Annotated in this window: 10 protein-coding genes; 8 read left to right on the top strand and 2 right to left on the bottom strand. The window is 67.7% G+C overall.

Annotated elements, in window-relative coordinates; translation table 11 throughout:
* From Amac_RS55965 to Amac_RS55960, 5 genes are all read left to right on the top strand, one after another.
* A partial coding sequence (locus tag Amac_RS55965; RefSeq protein WP_507762640.1) for a Fic family protein occupies positions 1-485 on the top strand: 485 nt, incomplete at its 5' end.
* 1731 nt (positions 486-2216) lie between these two features.
* Positions 2217-3266 (top strand): septum site-determining protein Ssd, encoded by a 1050-nt coding sequence (gene ssd, locus Amac_RS09220; RefSeq protein WP_155353883.1) that lies wholly within the window; start codon positions 2217-2219, stop codon positions 3264-3266.
* Between the two features lie 535 nt (positions 3267-3801).
* Positions 3802-5049: a TadA family conjugal transfer-associated ATPase gene (locus tag Amac_RS09215; protein WP_155353928.1), complete on the top strand. Its 1248-nt coding sequence runs from the start codon at positions 3802-3804 to the stop codon at positions 5047-5049.
* Between the two features lie 155 nt (positions 5050-5204).
* On the top strand, positions 5205-5894 hold the full coding sequence (locus Amac_RS09210) for a type II secretion system F family protein (protein ID WP_307729713.1): 690 nt from the start codon (positions 5205-5207) through the stop codon (positions 5892-5894).
* A gap of 845 nt (positions 5895-6739) precedes the next feature.
* Positions 6740-7177, top strand: coding sequence for a type II secretion system F family protein (locus Amac_RS55960; protein ID WP_246268186.1), 438 nt, complete (start codon positions 6740-6742; stop codon positions 7175-7177).
* A 394-nt stretch (positions 7178-7571) separates the two neighbouring features.
* Here the strand turns inward: Amac_RS55960 and Amac_RS09200 are convergent, their stop codons facing one another.
* Both Amac_RS09200 and Amac_RS09195 read right to left on the bottom strand, forming a co-directional pair.
* Positions 7572-7793, bottom strand: a complete 222-nt coding sequence (locus Amac_RS09200; RefSeq protein ID WP_155353881.1) for a helix-turn-helix domain-containing protein — start codon at positions 7791-7793, stop codon at positions 7572-7574.
* Positions 7793-8284: a DUF2975 domain-containing protein gene (locus Amac_RS09195; RefSeq protein WP_155353880.1), complete on the bottom strand. Its 492-nt coding sequence runs from the start codon at positions 8282-8284 to the stop codon at positions 7793-7795. The genes Amac_RS09200 and Amac_RS09195 overlap by 1 nt, the downstream gene beginning before the upstream one ends.
* Before the next feature lie 1642 nt (positions 8285-9926).
* Between Amac_RS09195 and Amac_RS09190 the strand changes: the two genes are divergently transcribed.
* From Amac_RS09190 to Amac_RS09180, 3 genes are read left to right on the top strand one after another with little or no spacing between them, the layout of a single operon-like run.
* Positions 9927-11096, top strand: a complete 1170-nt coding sequence (locus Amac_RS09190; RefSeq protein WP_218040958.1) for a tyrosine-type recombinase/integrase — start codon at positions 9927-9929, stop codon at positions 11094-11096.
* Positions 11093-13612: a tyrosine-type recombinase/integrase gene (locus Amac_RS09185; RefSeq protein ID WP_218040957.1), complete on the top strand. Its 2520-nt coding sequence runs from the start codon at positions 11093-11095 to the stop codon at positions 13610-13612. Before Amac_RS09190 ends, Amac_RS09185 begins: the two co-directional genes overlap by 4 nt.
* Positions 13609-14193, top strand: a complete 585-nt coding sequence (locus Amac_RS09180) for a DUF6262 family protein (protein ID WP_155353879.1) — start codon at positions 13609-13611, stop codon at positions 14191-14193. The genes Amac_RS09185 and Amac_RS09180 overlap by 4 nt, the downstream gene beginning before the upstream one ends.
* Positions 14194-14208 lie beyond the last annotated feature (15 nt).

The following is a 14208-nucleotide window of genomic DNA, read 5'->3' as shown; positions in this document are numbered from 1 at the left end:
CTCGGCAGGCTTTGGCGCGGTTGCACGCGTTGGCCGGGGTTGGGTTGACCGATGAGCCTGGGCGGCCGCGTGGGGGTGACACGTCGGCGGACCCGCTGGGACTCGGTCCCGCGCCTGGGGCTGCGGAGGTTTCGGTGCGGTTGGGGGCGCTCGCGGAGTTGCTGGCGTCGTCGAAGGCGCCCGCGGTTGTTCTGGGGGCGATCGTGCATGCGGAGCTTGTGGTGTTGCGGCCGTTTGGGGTGGCCGATGGGGTGGTGGCTCGGGCGGCGGAGCGGTTGACGTTGATTGAGCATGGGTTGGATCCGAAGAGCCTGGTTGTGGTGGAGGTCGGGCATCTGGAGGCGGGTGCGGGGTATGTGGAGGGGCTTCGGGGGTATTCGGGCGGGACGCGGGATGGGGTGGTGGGGTGGGTTGCGCACTGCGCGGAGGCGATCGTGCTGGGGGCTCGGGAGACGACGGCGATTTGTGAGGCGTTGTCGCGGTGAGTCCTGGGGGCGGGGCTGATCTTCGGGTTGGTGGGTAACGCGCTGCTCTCTGTCGCTGTTGCAGTGGGTTCTGGGGGCGAGCGGGAGACGACGGCGCTTGTGTGGCCTTGTCGCGGTGAGTCCTTGGGGCGGGGCTGATCTTGGGGTTGGTTGGGTAACCGCTTCTCCCTGTCGCCGTTGCTGTGGGTTCTGGAGGCGGAGCGGTGGGAGTCACGTCGTGCCGTGCGTCGAAATGCTGCCCTTGACGTTCTTCGACCGTGTGGTGGTCGCGATCCGTAGCGGGTGGGTGGCGAAAGCCACGGAGACCATGGGGCCGGGCGGAGCCCGGACAACGCGACGGGAGGGTGGGTGAGAGTTCCACGGCAATGCGACCGTCGTTTCCTTCGGGCAGCCACAGTGGCGGCGGGGTCGGGCGGAGCACGAGGGAAACAAACGGGCTGGGTGGGTGGGAGTTCCACGGTAGGCAATCCGGCGCGGTGTGAGGGCGTTCCCTACACGTGGTCTCCATGCCCGCTGGTCAGCTTGCGCGTGGGCAACGAACCCGAGGCTCGCGTTGCGAGCTCTTGCGAGGTTGCGGTCGCGGGGGAGGGATTCGGACAAAAGCTGACGGCGTCCCTGGAATGGGACGCCGTCGCCAGTACGTCATACCGGGTTACCAAGCGTGCACCTTTATCTGTCTAGCGGGGCAAGCCCGTGTCGACACGCCTCCCGCGGCTGGTCGCGCGTGGGTACCCGGCAGCCGTACCCGGACACCTAGTCCGTGTCACCTTTCTACGTCGGATTCCTGCACTTGGGAACCCCTTGGAGCAAGACCTTTACCGAGCTGGGGGCCCAAGCTGCTGACACATCTGACGGGTTTTGTCACACATTGAGGCAATGGATCGGTATAGTGAGCAATGATCACGGACTGTGATTGGTTGACGGCAGTGAACTCCTGGCGACCGAGCTTGGTCCCGCGAAAAAATCTGGCGCAAATTGCAGATTGCTCCTCGACGAAACTCGCGTAGATCGGGCAGCATACGGTGGTATCTCCCAATGTGGGAGTGACTGCGTACAGGGCACCTATGCAAGTCCCTTGCCATGCCCTGGCCAACTGATGAAAGCTTTCTTCTGAAACGGGACCGGCTCTACCCCCCCGGAGCCGGACCGGTCGGCGACCCCCGCTCTCCCCCCCCGGCGGGGGTCGCCATTTTTCTTGACGCGACCTCACGACGCTTGGTTGGATCCCTAAGTCGATCCCGATGCCGAATTGTTACCTAGTGCCTGGAAGTAATTCAGCACCGGATGGCTCGCGGCCGGCGCGTCAGGACCGTTGCCCGCGGATCTGGCGGTGGAGATCGATCGGCGGGGTGACCGCCGCCGGATGCGTAGGGGTGGCCAACAAGCTGATCGTCGTGGGCATCCCGTGGCCCTCGCCACCCCTGCGATCGTCACCACACTGATGTCGGAGTCTCGGGTCGCGGCCACGAGAAACCGATCGCCTACGAAGACTTACCTGTCCGCCAAAGCGGGATAAGCGCGATCCGCGCGGTTCCGGATTTCCATTCGCCCGCTCTCAAGCGGCCAGCGACTTGGCCGCTTAGTCAGGAAGTTCGTGGTCAGGTTCGTGGCTGGCCTCAGTCGGCCCGAGGTTTTCCACAGGGGGATGGGTTATCCACAGTTCAGGGTTCGGGGCCTCGGGCAAGGGCGTGGTTCTCGCAAAGTGGTCTCTCTCGACGGATGGAGACCTCGATGTATCGGCCGTTGGCCATTACGGATGACCAGGATCTGCTTGACGATCTGCTGCGCGTGGCCGCCGCAGCAGGGGTCGAGCTCGATGTGGCGCATGTCGCCTCACGGGCAAGACCCCAGTGGCGTACGGCTCCGCTGATCGTGATCGGCGCGGATCTAGCCGACGATCTGGCAGCCACCGGACCGCCACCCAGACAGAACGTCCTGCTGGTGACCCGCAGCCCGGAGGATCCCGCGACCTGGCGAAGATGCGTCGCGGTGGGCGCGCAGACGGTGCTGCAATTGCCGGCGGAGGAACGCCTTCTCGTCGCGGAATTCGCCGAAGCCGCCGAACCATCCACTCGGGCCGGAACCGTGGTGTGCGTGACCGGCGGTCGAGGTGGCGTAGGCGCGACCGTGCTGGCCGCGTCCTTGGCGCTGTCCGCCTCGCGTGCCGGGCTACGCACCTTGCTGGTGGACGCCGATCCCCTCGGCGGCGGCATCGACGTGGTCCTGGGTGAGGAAGACGCGATCGGCGCCCGCTGGCCGGACATCGTCGGCCGCGAAGGCCGCGTCAGCTACGGCGCCCTCCAGCGCGCGCTCCCCACGTTCGGCGAACTCACCGTTCTCTCCTGGCATCGCGGTGAACCGATGCGCATCCCCCGCGAAGCCATGCGAGCCGTCCTGGACGCCGCCCGGCGCGGCTGCGACCTGGTCATCGTCGACCTCCCCCGGCACATGGACGAAGCCATCGCCGAGGCGCTCGCCCGCGCGACGGCAACCCTCGTCCTGGTCCACGCAGACGTCAGGGGCGTGCTCGCCGCCGCCCAAACTCTCGCCGCCCTACGCCCCCACACCGGCGACCTCAAAGCCGTCGTCCGCCCCGGCACCCTCGACCCTGACGTAGTCGCCGCCTCTCTGGGCCTCTCCGGCGGCCTCATCTGCCCCCAACAACGCGGCCTCACCCAAGCCCTAGACCGAGGCGTCGCCCCGCCCCTGGGCCGAACCCCCCTCGGCAGGTTCTGCACCACCCTCCTCGACCACCTGGGAGCCACCCATGACCACACCTAGCCCCTCACCCCACTCATCCACGCATGCCGTCGCTGCGCTGGGCGTCCCGGTAGGAGCAACTGTGTTCGCAGGGCGGTGTCCGGCTGAGGAATCCGATGTGTCTGTGGCCTCGCCCCGGGTGGGCCGGTCCATGTCGCCAGTGGCCGATGGTGTGGCGGCCAGGCCAGGGATCCCAGTGGGGCCGGGCGCGCTCAGAGGGCTGGCCTCAGCCGCCGATGAGAGCGCCTCCACGGCGAGAACTGCGTCTATGGACTCGGCGTCCGTGGGGTTTGTGTCACCGGTTGGGACGTTCACGCTTTCGAAGGCGACCATGTCGGAGGGCTCATCTGAGAGCACCTCCGCGGTGGGAGCTGCGTCTATGAACTCCTCGGCGTCCGTGGGGTTTGTGTCACCCATCGGGACGTCCACGCTTTCGAAGGCGACCATGTCGGAGGACTCATCGCGATTTGGTAGTTCCGGTCGACCACGTAGCCGCGGGTACTCATTTCCGCCTCCAGTCGCGAGAACACAGGCCGAAGTCGCTGGCGCGCCAACAATGGAGAGTGACCTTGTTGGTGCCCACAAAGCGGCGCCTGAGCTTGTCGAAGCGGTCCGGGTTCGTCTCGCTCGAACGGGTGCGGAACCTACGCCGGCGAGGGTCGCGGCGGCGCTACGTGCCGAGCGTGCCATGTTCGGCGACGCGGAAGTCCTGGACATCGCCCGGGCGCTTCGAGCGGATCTCATCGGTGCCGGGCCTCTGGAAGCCCTCCTTGCCGCCCCAGGGGTGACCGATGTGCTCGTCAACGGCCCCAACGAAGTCTGGGTCGACGACGGCACCGGTCTCCGCAGGACAAGCGTCACTTTCCCTTCTGACGATGACGTCAGACGCCTGGCTCAGCGCCTCGCAGCCGCCGCAGGCCGCCGCCTGGACGACGCCTCCCCTTATGTCGACGCCCGACTAGCCGGAGGAGTGCGCCTCCACGCCGTTCTCCCACCCATCGCCGCCGAAGCCACATGCCTCTCCCTTCGCCTCCCGTCACGCCACACATTCACGCTCGAGGAACTGGTCCCCGGCCCAGCAGCCACCGCCCTACGCGCGATCATGGCCGCCCGCCTAGCCTTCTTGATCACTGGCGGCACGGGAACAGGCAAGACCACCCTCTTGTCCGCCATGCTCTCTCTGGCAACCCCCGGAGAACGCCTCCTGCTCGTGGAAGACTCCGCCGAACTCCGCCCTAACCACCCTCACGTGGTCCGCCTCGAAGCCCGCCCGCCCAACCTCGAAGGCGTCGGTGGCGTCATGCTCCGGGATCTCGTCCGCCAGGCCCTCCGGATGCGCCCAGACCGGCTCGTCGTCGGCGAGGTTCGCGGTTCTGAGGTTGTAGATCTTCTGGCCGCACTCAACACCGGTCACGAAGGCGGCTGCGGCACTCTCCACGCGAACACCGCCGCCGACGTCCCACCCCGCCTGGAAGCACTGGCCTGCGCCGCAGGCCTTTCCCGAGAAGCCGTCCACAGCCAGATCGCGGCAGCCCTGGACGCCGTCATCCACCTGGTCCGAGACCCCAGAACCGGCATCCGCCAAGTCTCCGAAATCTCCCTCCTCCACCGAACCCCCACCGGCTTCGTCACAGTCACCCCCGCCCTCACCTTCACCACCACCCCAACCTCAACCCCACCCCTGACACCAGCCCTAACGCCTGCCCCAACATCAGGCCCAAGGCCAACCCCAATGCCAATCCCCATTCCAACGCCAGGCCCAGCGCTGCCAACCTTGAGAGCCCGCTGCCCAGGCATTCCATGATCAAAGCACTTCGTCTCGGAGCGCGTATCACCACAACCACGCCGCTCGTCTCGCGGCCATGGACGCCAGGGGGCGGCGGCAAGCCCCATCAAGAAGCTGGCGGTAACGCCTCGTCGAAGACTTAGTGGAGTCCCAAATTGGGTCCGATCGCTGTAGTGCTCGGAGGTCTTGCCGGATGGTTGTGGTTCGGCCCAACGGTTGCTTCGGCCAGGCTGCTGGTGCTCCAGGGCGATCCCGCTGAATGGTGGATACCGCGGCGTCCCTGGTTTCGGCGGGCTCGGCCCGCAAAGGAGGCGGCGGAGTGGCGGGTCGCTTCGATTGAACTCTGCCAAGGAATCGTGGCTGAACTGACGGCTGGCCGTACACCCGGCGATGCCTTGGCTCGTGCCATCTCCTCGATCGAGGTCCCCGACCCGGCCGCACTGAAGCCCATCGCTGCGGTCGCACGCGATGGCGGCGACATCGCGGCCGCCCTACTCGGAGCCGCTCCACCTGCCGGAGGCGAGGGCCTGGTTCGCCTTGCGGCTTGCTGGCAAGTCAGCGCCACAGTAGGAGGCGGCCTGGCCTCCCTCGTCGAGCGCGTAGCCTCATCCCTTCGCGAAATGGAAGCACACCGCCAAGACGTCTCCGCACAACTGGCCGGACCTCGCGCCACTGCCCGCCTCCTTGCCGGCCTACCCGCGCTCGGCCTCCTGATGGCCGCAGGCCTAGGCATGGAGCCCCTCCCCTTCCTATTTGGCACCCCAGCCGGATTCGCATGCCTACTCATCGGCCTAACACTTGACGTCACAGGCCTCTGGTGGACCAACCGCCTCGTCCTCCGAGCCGAGACCGCAGGCCATTAACTCACCGCCCTCCGCTAGCTCACCGCCCTCCAGGCTGAGTCGCAGATCGTTAGCCGATCGCTCTGTTCGCCGAGGTCGCAGGATCTTTGCCGAGGTGGCAGGCCGCTAGGTGATTTGTAGGACGCCGCTCGTTACGGCTCCGCCGACCTGGTTCGGTTGTGGTCTCCCGAACACAAGGTGGTCCTGGAGCGCCGCCTGTGGGTGGCCGCCTTTCGGGGGGCGCTGGTTTGTTGGTCGATCGGCTTCCTGTTCGAGGTGCCGGCGATTGGCTCGCCACCCTTCAGGCTGGGCCGCAGGTCGTTTGCTCGCTGTCCCCCTGACCGAGGCCGCGGGTTATCAGCCCGCCATCCTGCGGTCTGAGACCACAGGTCGTTGGTCGCTGACTAAGCAAGTAGTTCACACGTAAGTGCTCATCCGCCACGGAGAATCTGATGCTCATCCTCATGGGTGCAGGGCTGGCTGCGCTTTCAGTCTGGATCTGGCCGACGCGCAAAGGATCGCTTGATCGTCTACTGGAGGTGCAGAGACGATCGCGCACCGAAGACGTCACCGCTCACTCGGGCTACCCGATGGGCAAGGCGCAGGCCCATCCGTGGGGTGCTGGACAGACCCATCCCTTGGGCGGGCCTCTTCAGCCATCCAATGGCGGCATCAGGAGCGCCGAAGCCGAGCACGCCGCACGGCAGCTGCAAAAGGGCATCCTTGTCGCAGGACCTACCGCAGTGCTGACGTACCTGATCGTGGGTGGCCTACCGGGACTGATTGCCGCGGCAATGGCAGCGACTGCCGCTATAGCCCTTGTCCGCAAAAGAGAACCAGCCACTTCTCGGCGTCGCCGCGAGCGAATGATCACGGATCTCCCATTCGCGGCCGATCTCATAGTCGCCTGCCTCCGCGCAGGCCAGCCCCTGACCGCCGCCGCAGAAACCGCCGCAAGGGCCGTGAACGGACCGCTCGGCGAATGCCTGTTCTGGGTGAGCGCTCAAATGCGACTCGGCGCCGACCCATCCACCGCCTGGTCGGCCCTGGCCGAAGAACGCCCCCTGGCCTCCCTAGCCAGAACCATGTCCCGAGCGGTCGACAGCGGCGCCCCAGTAGCCGACGTCCTCACCCGCCTTGCCGACGACGCCCGCCACACCACTCGATCGGCCTCTTCCGCAGCCGCCCGAAGAGTCGGAGTCCAAGCAGTAGCCCCCCTCGGCCTGTGCTTCCTCCCGGCCTTCGTCTTCCTCGGCATCATCCCCGTGGTGGCCGGTCTAGCGACCCAAGTCCTCACCCCATAAGGCTCGCTCCCCGACCCACACCCCTTCGCCTCACGCTCCGACCGAGCCTGTGATTTCACCAGCGGCACCTGCCCCATGTAGAGCGTTCTGGCCCCACTTGTGGATCTTCGGTAGGTGCGAAGTTCGCGTGGGAGTCGGCCCCGCCCCTGAGGGACTACGGCGAAGCCCTGGCTGCCCGCCCAGCGACGAACCCCCGCCCTTCCGCGCTGGAAGGACGGGGGATTTCGGTGGAGAGGTCACGTTCGCAGGTCGCGGTCGTCGACCAAGGCGGTGCGGTGCAAGTCAACCGGAATCTACGAGGTCGGGACGGTACTGCGGGCGATCCACGTCCATGCGGTCGACGTGCCGTGTCAGGCCGGTGGTGCCCGGCGTTTCACGCCCGCTCTGGGGTACGTCATCCGCCTGCGGCGTCCTCGGCCTGCCAGCGCAGCAGGTCGCCCGGCTGGCAGTTGAGTACCTCGCAGAGCGCGGCGAGCGTCGCGAAGCGCACCGCCTTGGCGCGGCCGTTCTTGAGTACCGCCAGGTTGGCGGGCGTGATCCCGACGCGGTCGGCGAGGTCGCCCACGGACATCTTCCGCCTGGCCAGCATCACGTCGATGTCGACGACGATCGGCATCAGATCACCTCGTCCAGCTCGGCCTGCATCTGCGCCGCTTCGACGTCGCGCGCGACGGCCTGGGCGAGCAGCATCCGCAGCACGAGCACGATGAGCGCGACCCCCAGGATGGCCAGGCCGATCCCGCCCATGATGACGGTGACACCCGGGTCGTCCCGCTGGTCCGGCGCATTGAGGGCCGTGACCGCGAACCACAGGAGGGCGGCCGCCACGATCGCGCCGATCACGGCGTCCACGTACCGGAAGGCGGCGTGGGAGAACACGGTTCCGCGTCGCACCATCGTCACCAGCCGCCATACGCTGACCAGGGCGACCTGGGCTGACACCATGCCCAGGATTGTGATCACGCGCAGCGGGGTCAGCGGGAGCGACCCGTCCTCCGGGTCGCTCCCGCTGACCAACACCCACAGCGTCAATGCCTGTACGAACACGGTGCCGGCGAGCACCACCACGAGCACGGCGCGAAGCGCACGCACTGTCAGCTTTCCCATGGCCCATCCTTCTATCGAGTTGCGATGAGAATCTATCGAATCTCGATAGGTGAAGCAAATGTTCGGGACGGAGGGTTGGCCTACTTGAACTCTAAGATCGGTCGTCGGCAACGGCGGGTCCGGTAGTGCCAGAAGCCTGTCGCCCCTAGCGGCAGTCTCCGATGAGGGTCGGCCGAGAGTCCTGCGTTCCTCAATGTGCTCCTGGCACACGCTGTCAGTCAGGTGGTTTCCGCAGCTAGGTGGGCATGGGTACGGCCCAGCCGGTCGGAGCGGCGCACTGGCGAACTCGGCGAAAGAACCTTGTGGATGACTTTTTCCACAGCTGTGGATAACGAGATGTGCACAGGGCTACGGGTAGGCGTATCGGCTGGTTGATTTAGCGAGCGAGTTATCCACAGCCTTTCGGTTATCCACAGAACGGGATTCGGGTCAAGCGGGAAGGTCGAGTGACGGGCACTCTGAGTATGGCTTCGGGCGGAGGGTCCGTCCCGGGCTTGTAGGAGGACCAGATGCGCGTGTGGACCAGCGAGCGCACCCAGGGCGCTCAGCCACTCCAGCACTCTCACCCCACCACCTCACCCCGCCACCTTCGCCTCTGCCCAACCCCTCCCCACCCCGCTAAGTTGGCCGCCCCCGCAAAGTTGGCGGCCCCTGTCAGTCCGGCCACTGCCGTCAATCCGGCGACCGCTGTCGACCTAGCCGCCGCCGTCGGCCTGGCCGCCCCGGTCAACCGGGCTGCTCCCGTCATCCCATCAACGTTCGTCCGCCGGAAACCGGTCATCCCGACCGAGTCTTTGATCATCGTCGGCTCAACCGAATCCCCAAGGTTGGCGAAAGCCACCAAACAACCAACTCCGCCGTTCCCGTCTCCCTCGCTAGCCATGACGGTCGGTCCCACACCTGTCCGCCCTGAGCCTGTCGGTCCGCTCGCCTCCGCCACGCCACCACGATCGGTATCTACGGGAACCTCCGCACTAGCAATCATGAACTCGGCCACATCCCCCGCTCCTCTCGACCAGCCGAAGCCAGTCAGTGCGGCACCCGCTAGCACGGAGATTCATCCCATCGGACGCGCAGACCAAGCCACCGCCAGCAACCCAATCCGCCCGCTTCGCTTGGTGAAGCCGCTCGGGGCTGTGGGTCGGACCGCTCCGGCTGATCCGCTTCATCCACTCAGCCCTGTAGCTCAGACCACTACGGCTCGTCCCATTCACGCGGTCGACCCTGTAGGTCAGACGGCCTTGGACCATCCCGTTCATGCGGTTGGCACTATCGACCAAGTCGGTCCGGTGGGCGGAGACGGCCCAGCCAGGCTTGATGCCCAGGTCGTATCGCTGGCACTGGTTCGCTCGGCAGGACCGATCGATCCGGCTGGCCGGGTCCTGGGAGATCAGGTCAGGGCACGTCGGCGGGTGCGAAATCGCTCGTGGAGTAGGGAGCAAACGCTCGCAGTCGTGGATCGGGCGCGTCGACTTGGGGTCCAGTGGACGCTTGCTGCCGGAGCCCGAAGGGAGGCGGGCATGTCCACCGCGGAATATGCGGTCGGAACCATCGTTATCTTTGGTTACTCTCAGTCGTGCGGCAAGTACTTCAAGTAGTGTTGGCGGCTACTTGACGCACAGTATCTGGGGGTCCGTACGGCATGTTGGGCAGGTCAGGTGCGCCCGAGCAGCACTACCGGGCTGAACGAGCGGTGGCCGCCGATGAGTCGGTGTCGTGGGTGGTGGTCGACGAGGACCTCGAGTTGCATGTCGAGGCGTGCGCGTACCTGGCGGGGCTGCGCGGGGCGGGCCGGGCGTTCAACACCGAGAAGACCTACGCGGGCCGGATCGCCTTGTACTTGTCGTACTGCCGAGGCCATGGGCTGGACTGGGCCGGCCCGAGCCTTCCCCAGCTGATGGCGATGATGCGCTGGCTGGTGGACGAGCCGATGCCGCCGCGATCACTCAAACCGGGCGCCGCGGTGCGGTATCGCAGCGAGGACACCGCGAACAAGATCATGGGGACCGTCGGGGAGTTCCTGTCGTGGTGCAGCCTGCAGGGCTGGGTGCCGCCGACGGTGGTCAACACGCTCACTCAGCCGAAGTTCCTGCGCTACCTGCCGGCGGGGTTCGATCCGGGCGAGGACGGTCAGCACCGCACGATCATGGCCCGCACGATCAAGTACAGGGTCGCGATCCCGGGCTATGAGTGGCTGACGGATGAGGAGATCGACGTGCTGCTCGGCCTGGCCAGGCACGAGCGCGACAGATTCCTCATCCAACTCCTTTCGCAGACCGGCATGCGGATTGGTGAAGCGCTCGGGCTGCGCAGACAGGACATGCACCTGCTGCCCGATTCTCGCGTGCTGGGCTGCCGGCACGAAGGGCCGCACGTCCACGTCCGGCGGCGGGTCAACGCCAACGGCGCGTTCGCCAAGGCCCGGCAACCCCGGGCGATCCCGGTGGACGAGGTCACGATCGAGTTCTATGCGCACTACCAGTTCGAGCGGGCCGAGATCGTCGGGGACGCCGGGGACATGGTGTTCGTGAACCTGTTCCACGTGCCGCTGGGCAAGGCCATGTCGTACGGGACCGCCTATGAGCTGTTCTGCCGCCTGGCCAAGCAGGCCGGATTCCGGGCCAGACCGCACATGCTCCGCCACTCGTCGATCACCAGGCTCCGGCGGGCTGGGGTGGATCGCCGGGTCGTGCAGGAGATCGCCGGTCACGTCTCGGTGACCTCGCAGGACCCGTACTCCCATGTCACCGACTCCGACAAGCGCGAGGCCGTGGAGATGGTGGCGGCCAGGAGAAGGCAGGCCCGTTCGTGAGCGGCCCGGGCAACGTGCTCGCCTTCCCCGCGCCGGACGAGGCGCCGGACGGGCGCGGGCCGATCCAGGAAGCGCTGGCACCGGCGCAGGCGGAGATCTGGACCGCGTGGTTGTCGGCGAGCACGCCCACCCCGTGGCGGGTTGGGGAGTGGGATGCGGCCACGTGGCTGTTCACCGGCGATGTCGACAACCGCTCCACGGTCGCCTACCGCTGCACGGTGGCGGCCTGCGACCGGATCTCACGCACGCAAACCCTGTGTGACCTGTGTGAGAAGGAGTTCCGGAAGTCGGCGCTGGCGCTGGAGGAGTTCCGGGACGGCTTCGTCCCGGACCGCAACCGGGTGATCGACGGCGGGACCAGGCCCTGCATCGTGGCGGGCTGCCCACGGGACGGGGCGGTGTGGGGGTTGTGCGCCGCGCACGGGTCGCTACGGCACAAGGACATGATGCGCAAGCGGCCCGGCGCCGAGGACCTGGAGGCGTGGGTCGCCGCCGCGGCCGCCTACGACCCGCTTCCGGCGTGTCTGGTCGGCGGCTGCGGGCGTGATTGGCGGCCGGGCTCGGGGATCTGTGACCTGCACACCCGGCGGCTGCGAGCGGACGGCCTGGAGGTGGCGGACGCGGCCTGGCTCGACAAACAGGCGCCGTTCCTGATCGTCAATCAGTTCTCCCTGGCGCCGCTGGAGCCGGTGGTGCGTGCGGAGTTGCTGTTCGCGCTGGCCGCCCGGGATGAGCGGGGACAGCGGCTGGACCCGACCGCGGTCCGCCAGTCGGTCGCGGTGCTGGCCGGCCACCGCATCGCCGCGATCGCGGCGGTCCAGTTGGGCGCGCTGCCGACCCAGGCCACGGCGAACGTCGATGCGCTGTTGCGGGAGACGTTCCGGGTGGTGGCCGCGGCCTTCGACCGGTTCCGCGGCGTGGATCCGGCCACGCGGCCGACCCTGGACCTGGTCGATCTCGGGGCCCGGGGCAGGCACGGCAGGCCCACCGCTCGGCCCGGCGATCTGGACATCTCGATGATCCGGCAGATCTGGCTGCGAGAGATCCTGGTGGCCTGGGTCAGCGAGGCCAAGCCCGCGACCAGCGAGGTCCGCCGGGCACACAAGGCGGCGCAGACCGCCGCCCGGGCGCTGGACGCGCGCACCGGCGGCGGGCTGGACCCCGCGGCGTTGGGGTTCGCCGACATGACCGCAATCGTCGCGGGCTTTGAGAACCTCCTGCGCGCCGATGGCCAGGAGATGAGCCAGAAGAGCAAAGCCGGCCTGCTGTCGATGTGGTTCAAGGTGCTGGACTGGGGCCGGCTCACCGAGCGGCTGGACGGCATGGCCGCCGGATTCGCCCGGCACTCCAGCCACGTCATCAAGCAGGCCGAACCGAATGAGGACGAGATCGGCAAGGCCATCCCCGAGTCGGTGATCGCCCAGTTGGACGCCTGCACCGAGTTGCTCGGGGCGGGCATCCGCCACGGGCGGCTGTCCCCCGAGCAGGTCCACGCGATGGCGGTGGCGGTCTATGAGCTGCTGCGCGACACCGGCCGCCGCCCCGCCGAGATCGGCCAGCTGGAGGTCGACTGCCTGGAGCGGGACGGGGAGGATTGGCAGCTGCGCTGGGACAACGGCAAAGGGCTGCGCAACCGGCGCCGGTTGCCGATCCCCGCCGAGACGGTGACCACCGTCCACACCTGGCAGGCCGTCCGCGCCACGATCGCGTTGCCGTCCGGTTCGCAGGGGTTTCTGTTCCCGCCTGCCGGAGAGTTCGGGGAGGTCCGGCATCTGACCTCCGAGCAGATCTCACCGATCATCCGGGCCTTCGCCGATGCGGTTCCCCAGCTGCTGGCCGAGGAGTTCGGCCCCGATGGGCGGCCGCTGCCGTTCGACCGCTCGCTCATCTTCCCCTACGCGTTCCGCCATTCCTACGCCCAACGACATGCCGACGCCGGGGTGCCGATCGATGTGCTCCGCGACCTTATGGATCATCGATCGACGCAGACCACGGCCGGGTACTACACCGTCTCCCTCAAGCGGAAGCGGGAAGCGGTGGAGATAGCCGGTCGTCACGGCTTCGACCGCGCCGGTCGCGGGCGGCCGACCCGTTCGGGCACCGCCTATGAGGCGCAGTCGGTGGCGGTGCCCTACGGCCGCTGCAAGGAGCCCGCCAACGTCAGAGCCGGGGGCAACGCCTGCCCGATCCGCTTCCAGTGCGCCGCCTGCAAGTTCTTCCGCGCCGACCCGACCTACCTGCCGGAGATGGAGCAGCATGTCATGCAGTTGCGGGCCGATCGGGAGCGGGCGCTGGCGATGGACGTCGACGAGTACGTGATCAAAAACTTCGACGCCAACATCGAGGCGATGGGAAGGATCGCCGGCATCGCCCGGGACAAGCTGGAGGCGCTGCCCGAAGAGGAACGGGCCGAACTGCTCGCGGCCGCCGAGGCGTTGCGCATCCTCCGGGCCCAGCAGGCCGGCGGCATCACCGATCTGGGCATGCCCGGGCGGCGCGGGCGGGAAAGCGCGTGAGCCAGAGGTCACCGGGCGCCGGGCGCACCCCCGGCGACGTGCTGCGCGAGGTTCGCCGCACCGACAGCCAGGTCAAACGCGGCAAGGTGCTGGCCACGCTGGAGGAGCTGAAGTCCTGCGGGGAACCGATCACGTTCCGGGCTGTCGCCGCGGCGGCCCGGGTGTCGACCTCACTGGTCTACTCCCCGGGCGTCCGCGAGCACATCGAGACCGCGATCGCCGGGCAGGCCAAAGCGGCCCGGCGCGCCACCGCGACCGGGACCAGCGCCTCGGCCGCGTCCCTGGCCTGCGACCTGGAGCTGGCCCGCGCGCAGATCAAGCAGCTGCGCGCGGAGCGAGACAAGCTCAAGGCCGCCGTCCAGCGCGGTCTGGGGACGGCGCTGGCCAGTGCCGGCAGCCGGGAACTGACGGCGCGGATCGACGAGCTGCTTGCCCAGGTCGAACGCCTGGCCACCGAGCGCGACGACGCGCTGGCGGAGAACGCGCGGCTGAAGACCACGCTGACCGAGACCGAAGACAACCTGACCGCCGCCCGGACGGCGCTGAAAGACCTGATGAAGGAGGTCAACCGTGATCGCTGACCCCGTGCCGCTCCC

This window comes from Acrocarpospora macrocephala (genome assembly GCF_009687865.1).
GTDB classification, from domain to species: Bacteria; Actinomycetota; Actinomycetes; order Streptosporangiales; family Streptosporangiaceae; genus Acrocarpospora; species Acrocarpospora macrocephala.
This window is presented reverse-complemented; position numbering and strand designations above follow the sequence as displayed.

Excerpts from the sequence above, each read along its gene's own strand:
- ssd (WP_155353883.1), top strand. The coding sequence starts at position 2,217 with ATGTATCGGCCGTTGGCCATTACGGATGACCAGGATCTGCTTGACGAT.
- Amac_RS09215 (WP_155353928.1), top strand. The coding sequence starts at position 3,802 with ATGGAGAGTGACCTTGTTGGTGCCCACAAAGCGGCGCCTGAGCTTGTC.
- Amac_RS55960 (WP_246268186.1), top strand. The coding sequence starts at position 6,740 with ATGATCACGGATCTCCCATTCGCGGCCGATCTCATAGTCGCCTGCCTC.
- Amac_RS09200 (WP_155353881.1), bottom strand. The coding sequence starts at position 7,793 with ATGCCGATCGTCGTCGACATCGACGTGATGCTGGCCAGGCGGAAGATG.
- Amac_RS09195 (WP_155353880.1), bottom strand. The coding sequence starts at position 8,284 with ATGGGAAAGCTGACAGTGCGTGCGCTTCGCGCCGTGCTCGTGGTGGTG.
- Amac_RS09190 (WP_218040958.1), top strand. The coding sequence starts at position 9,927 with ATGTTGGGCAGGTCAGGTGCGCCCGAGCAGCACTACCGGGCTGAACGA.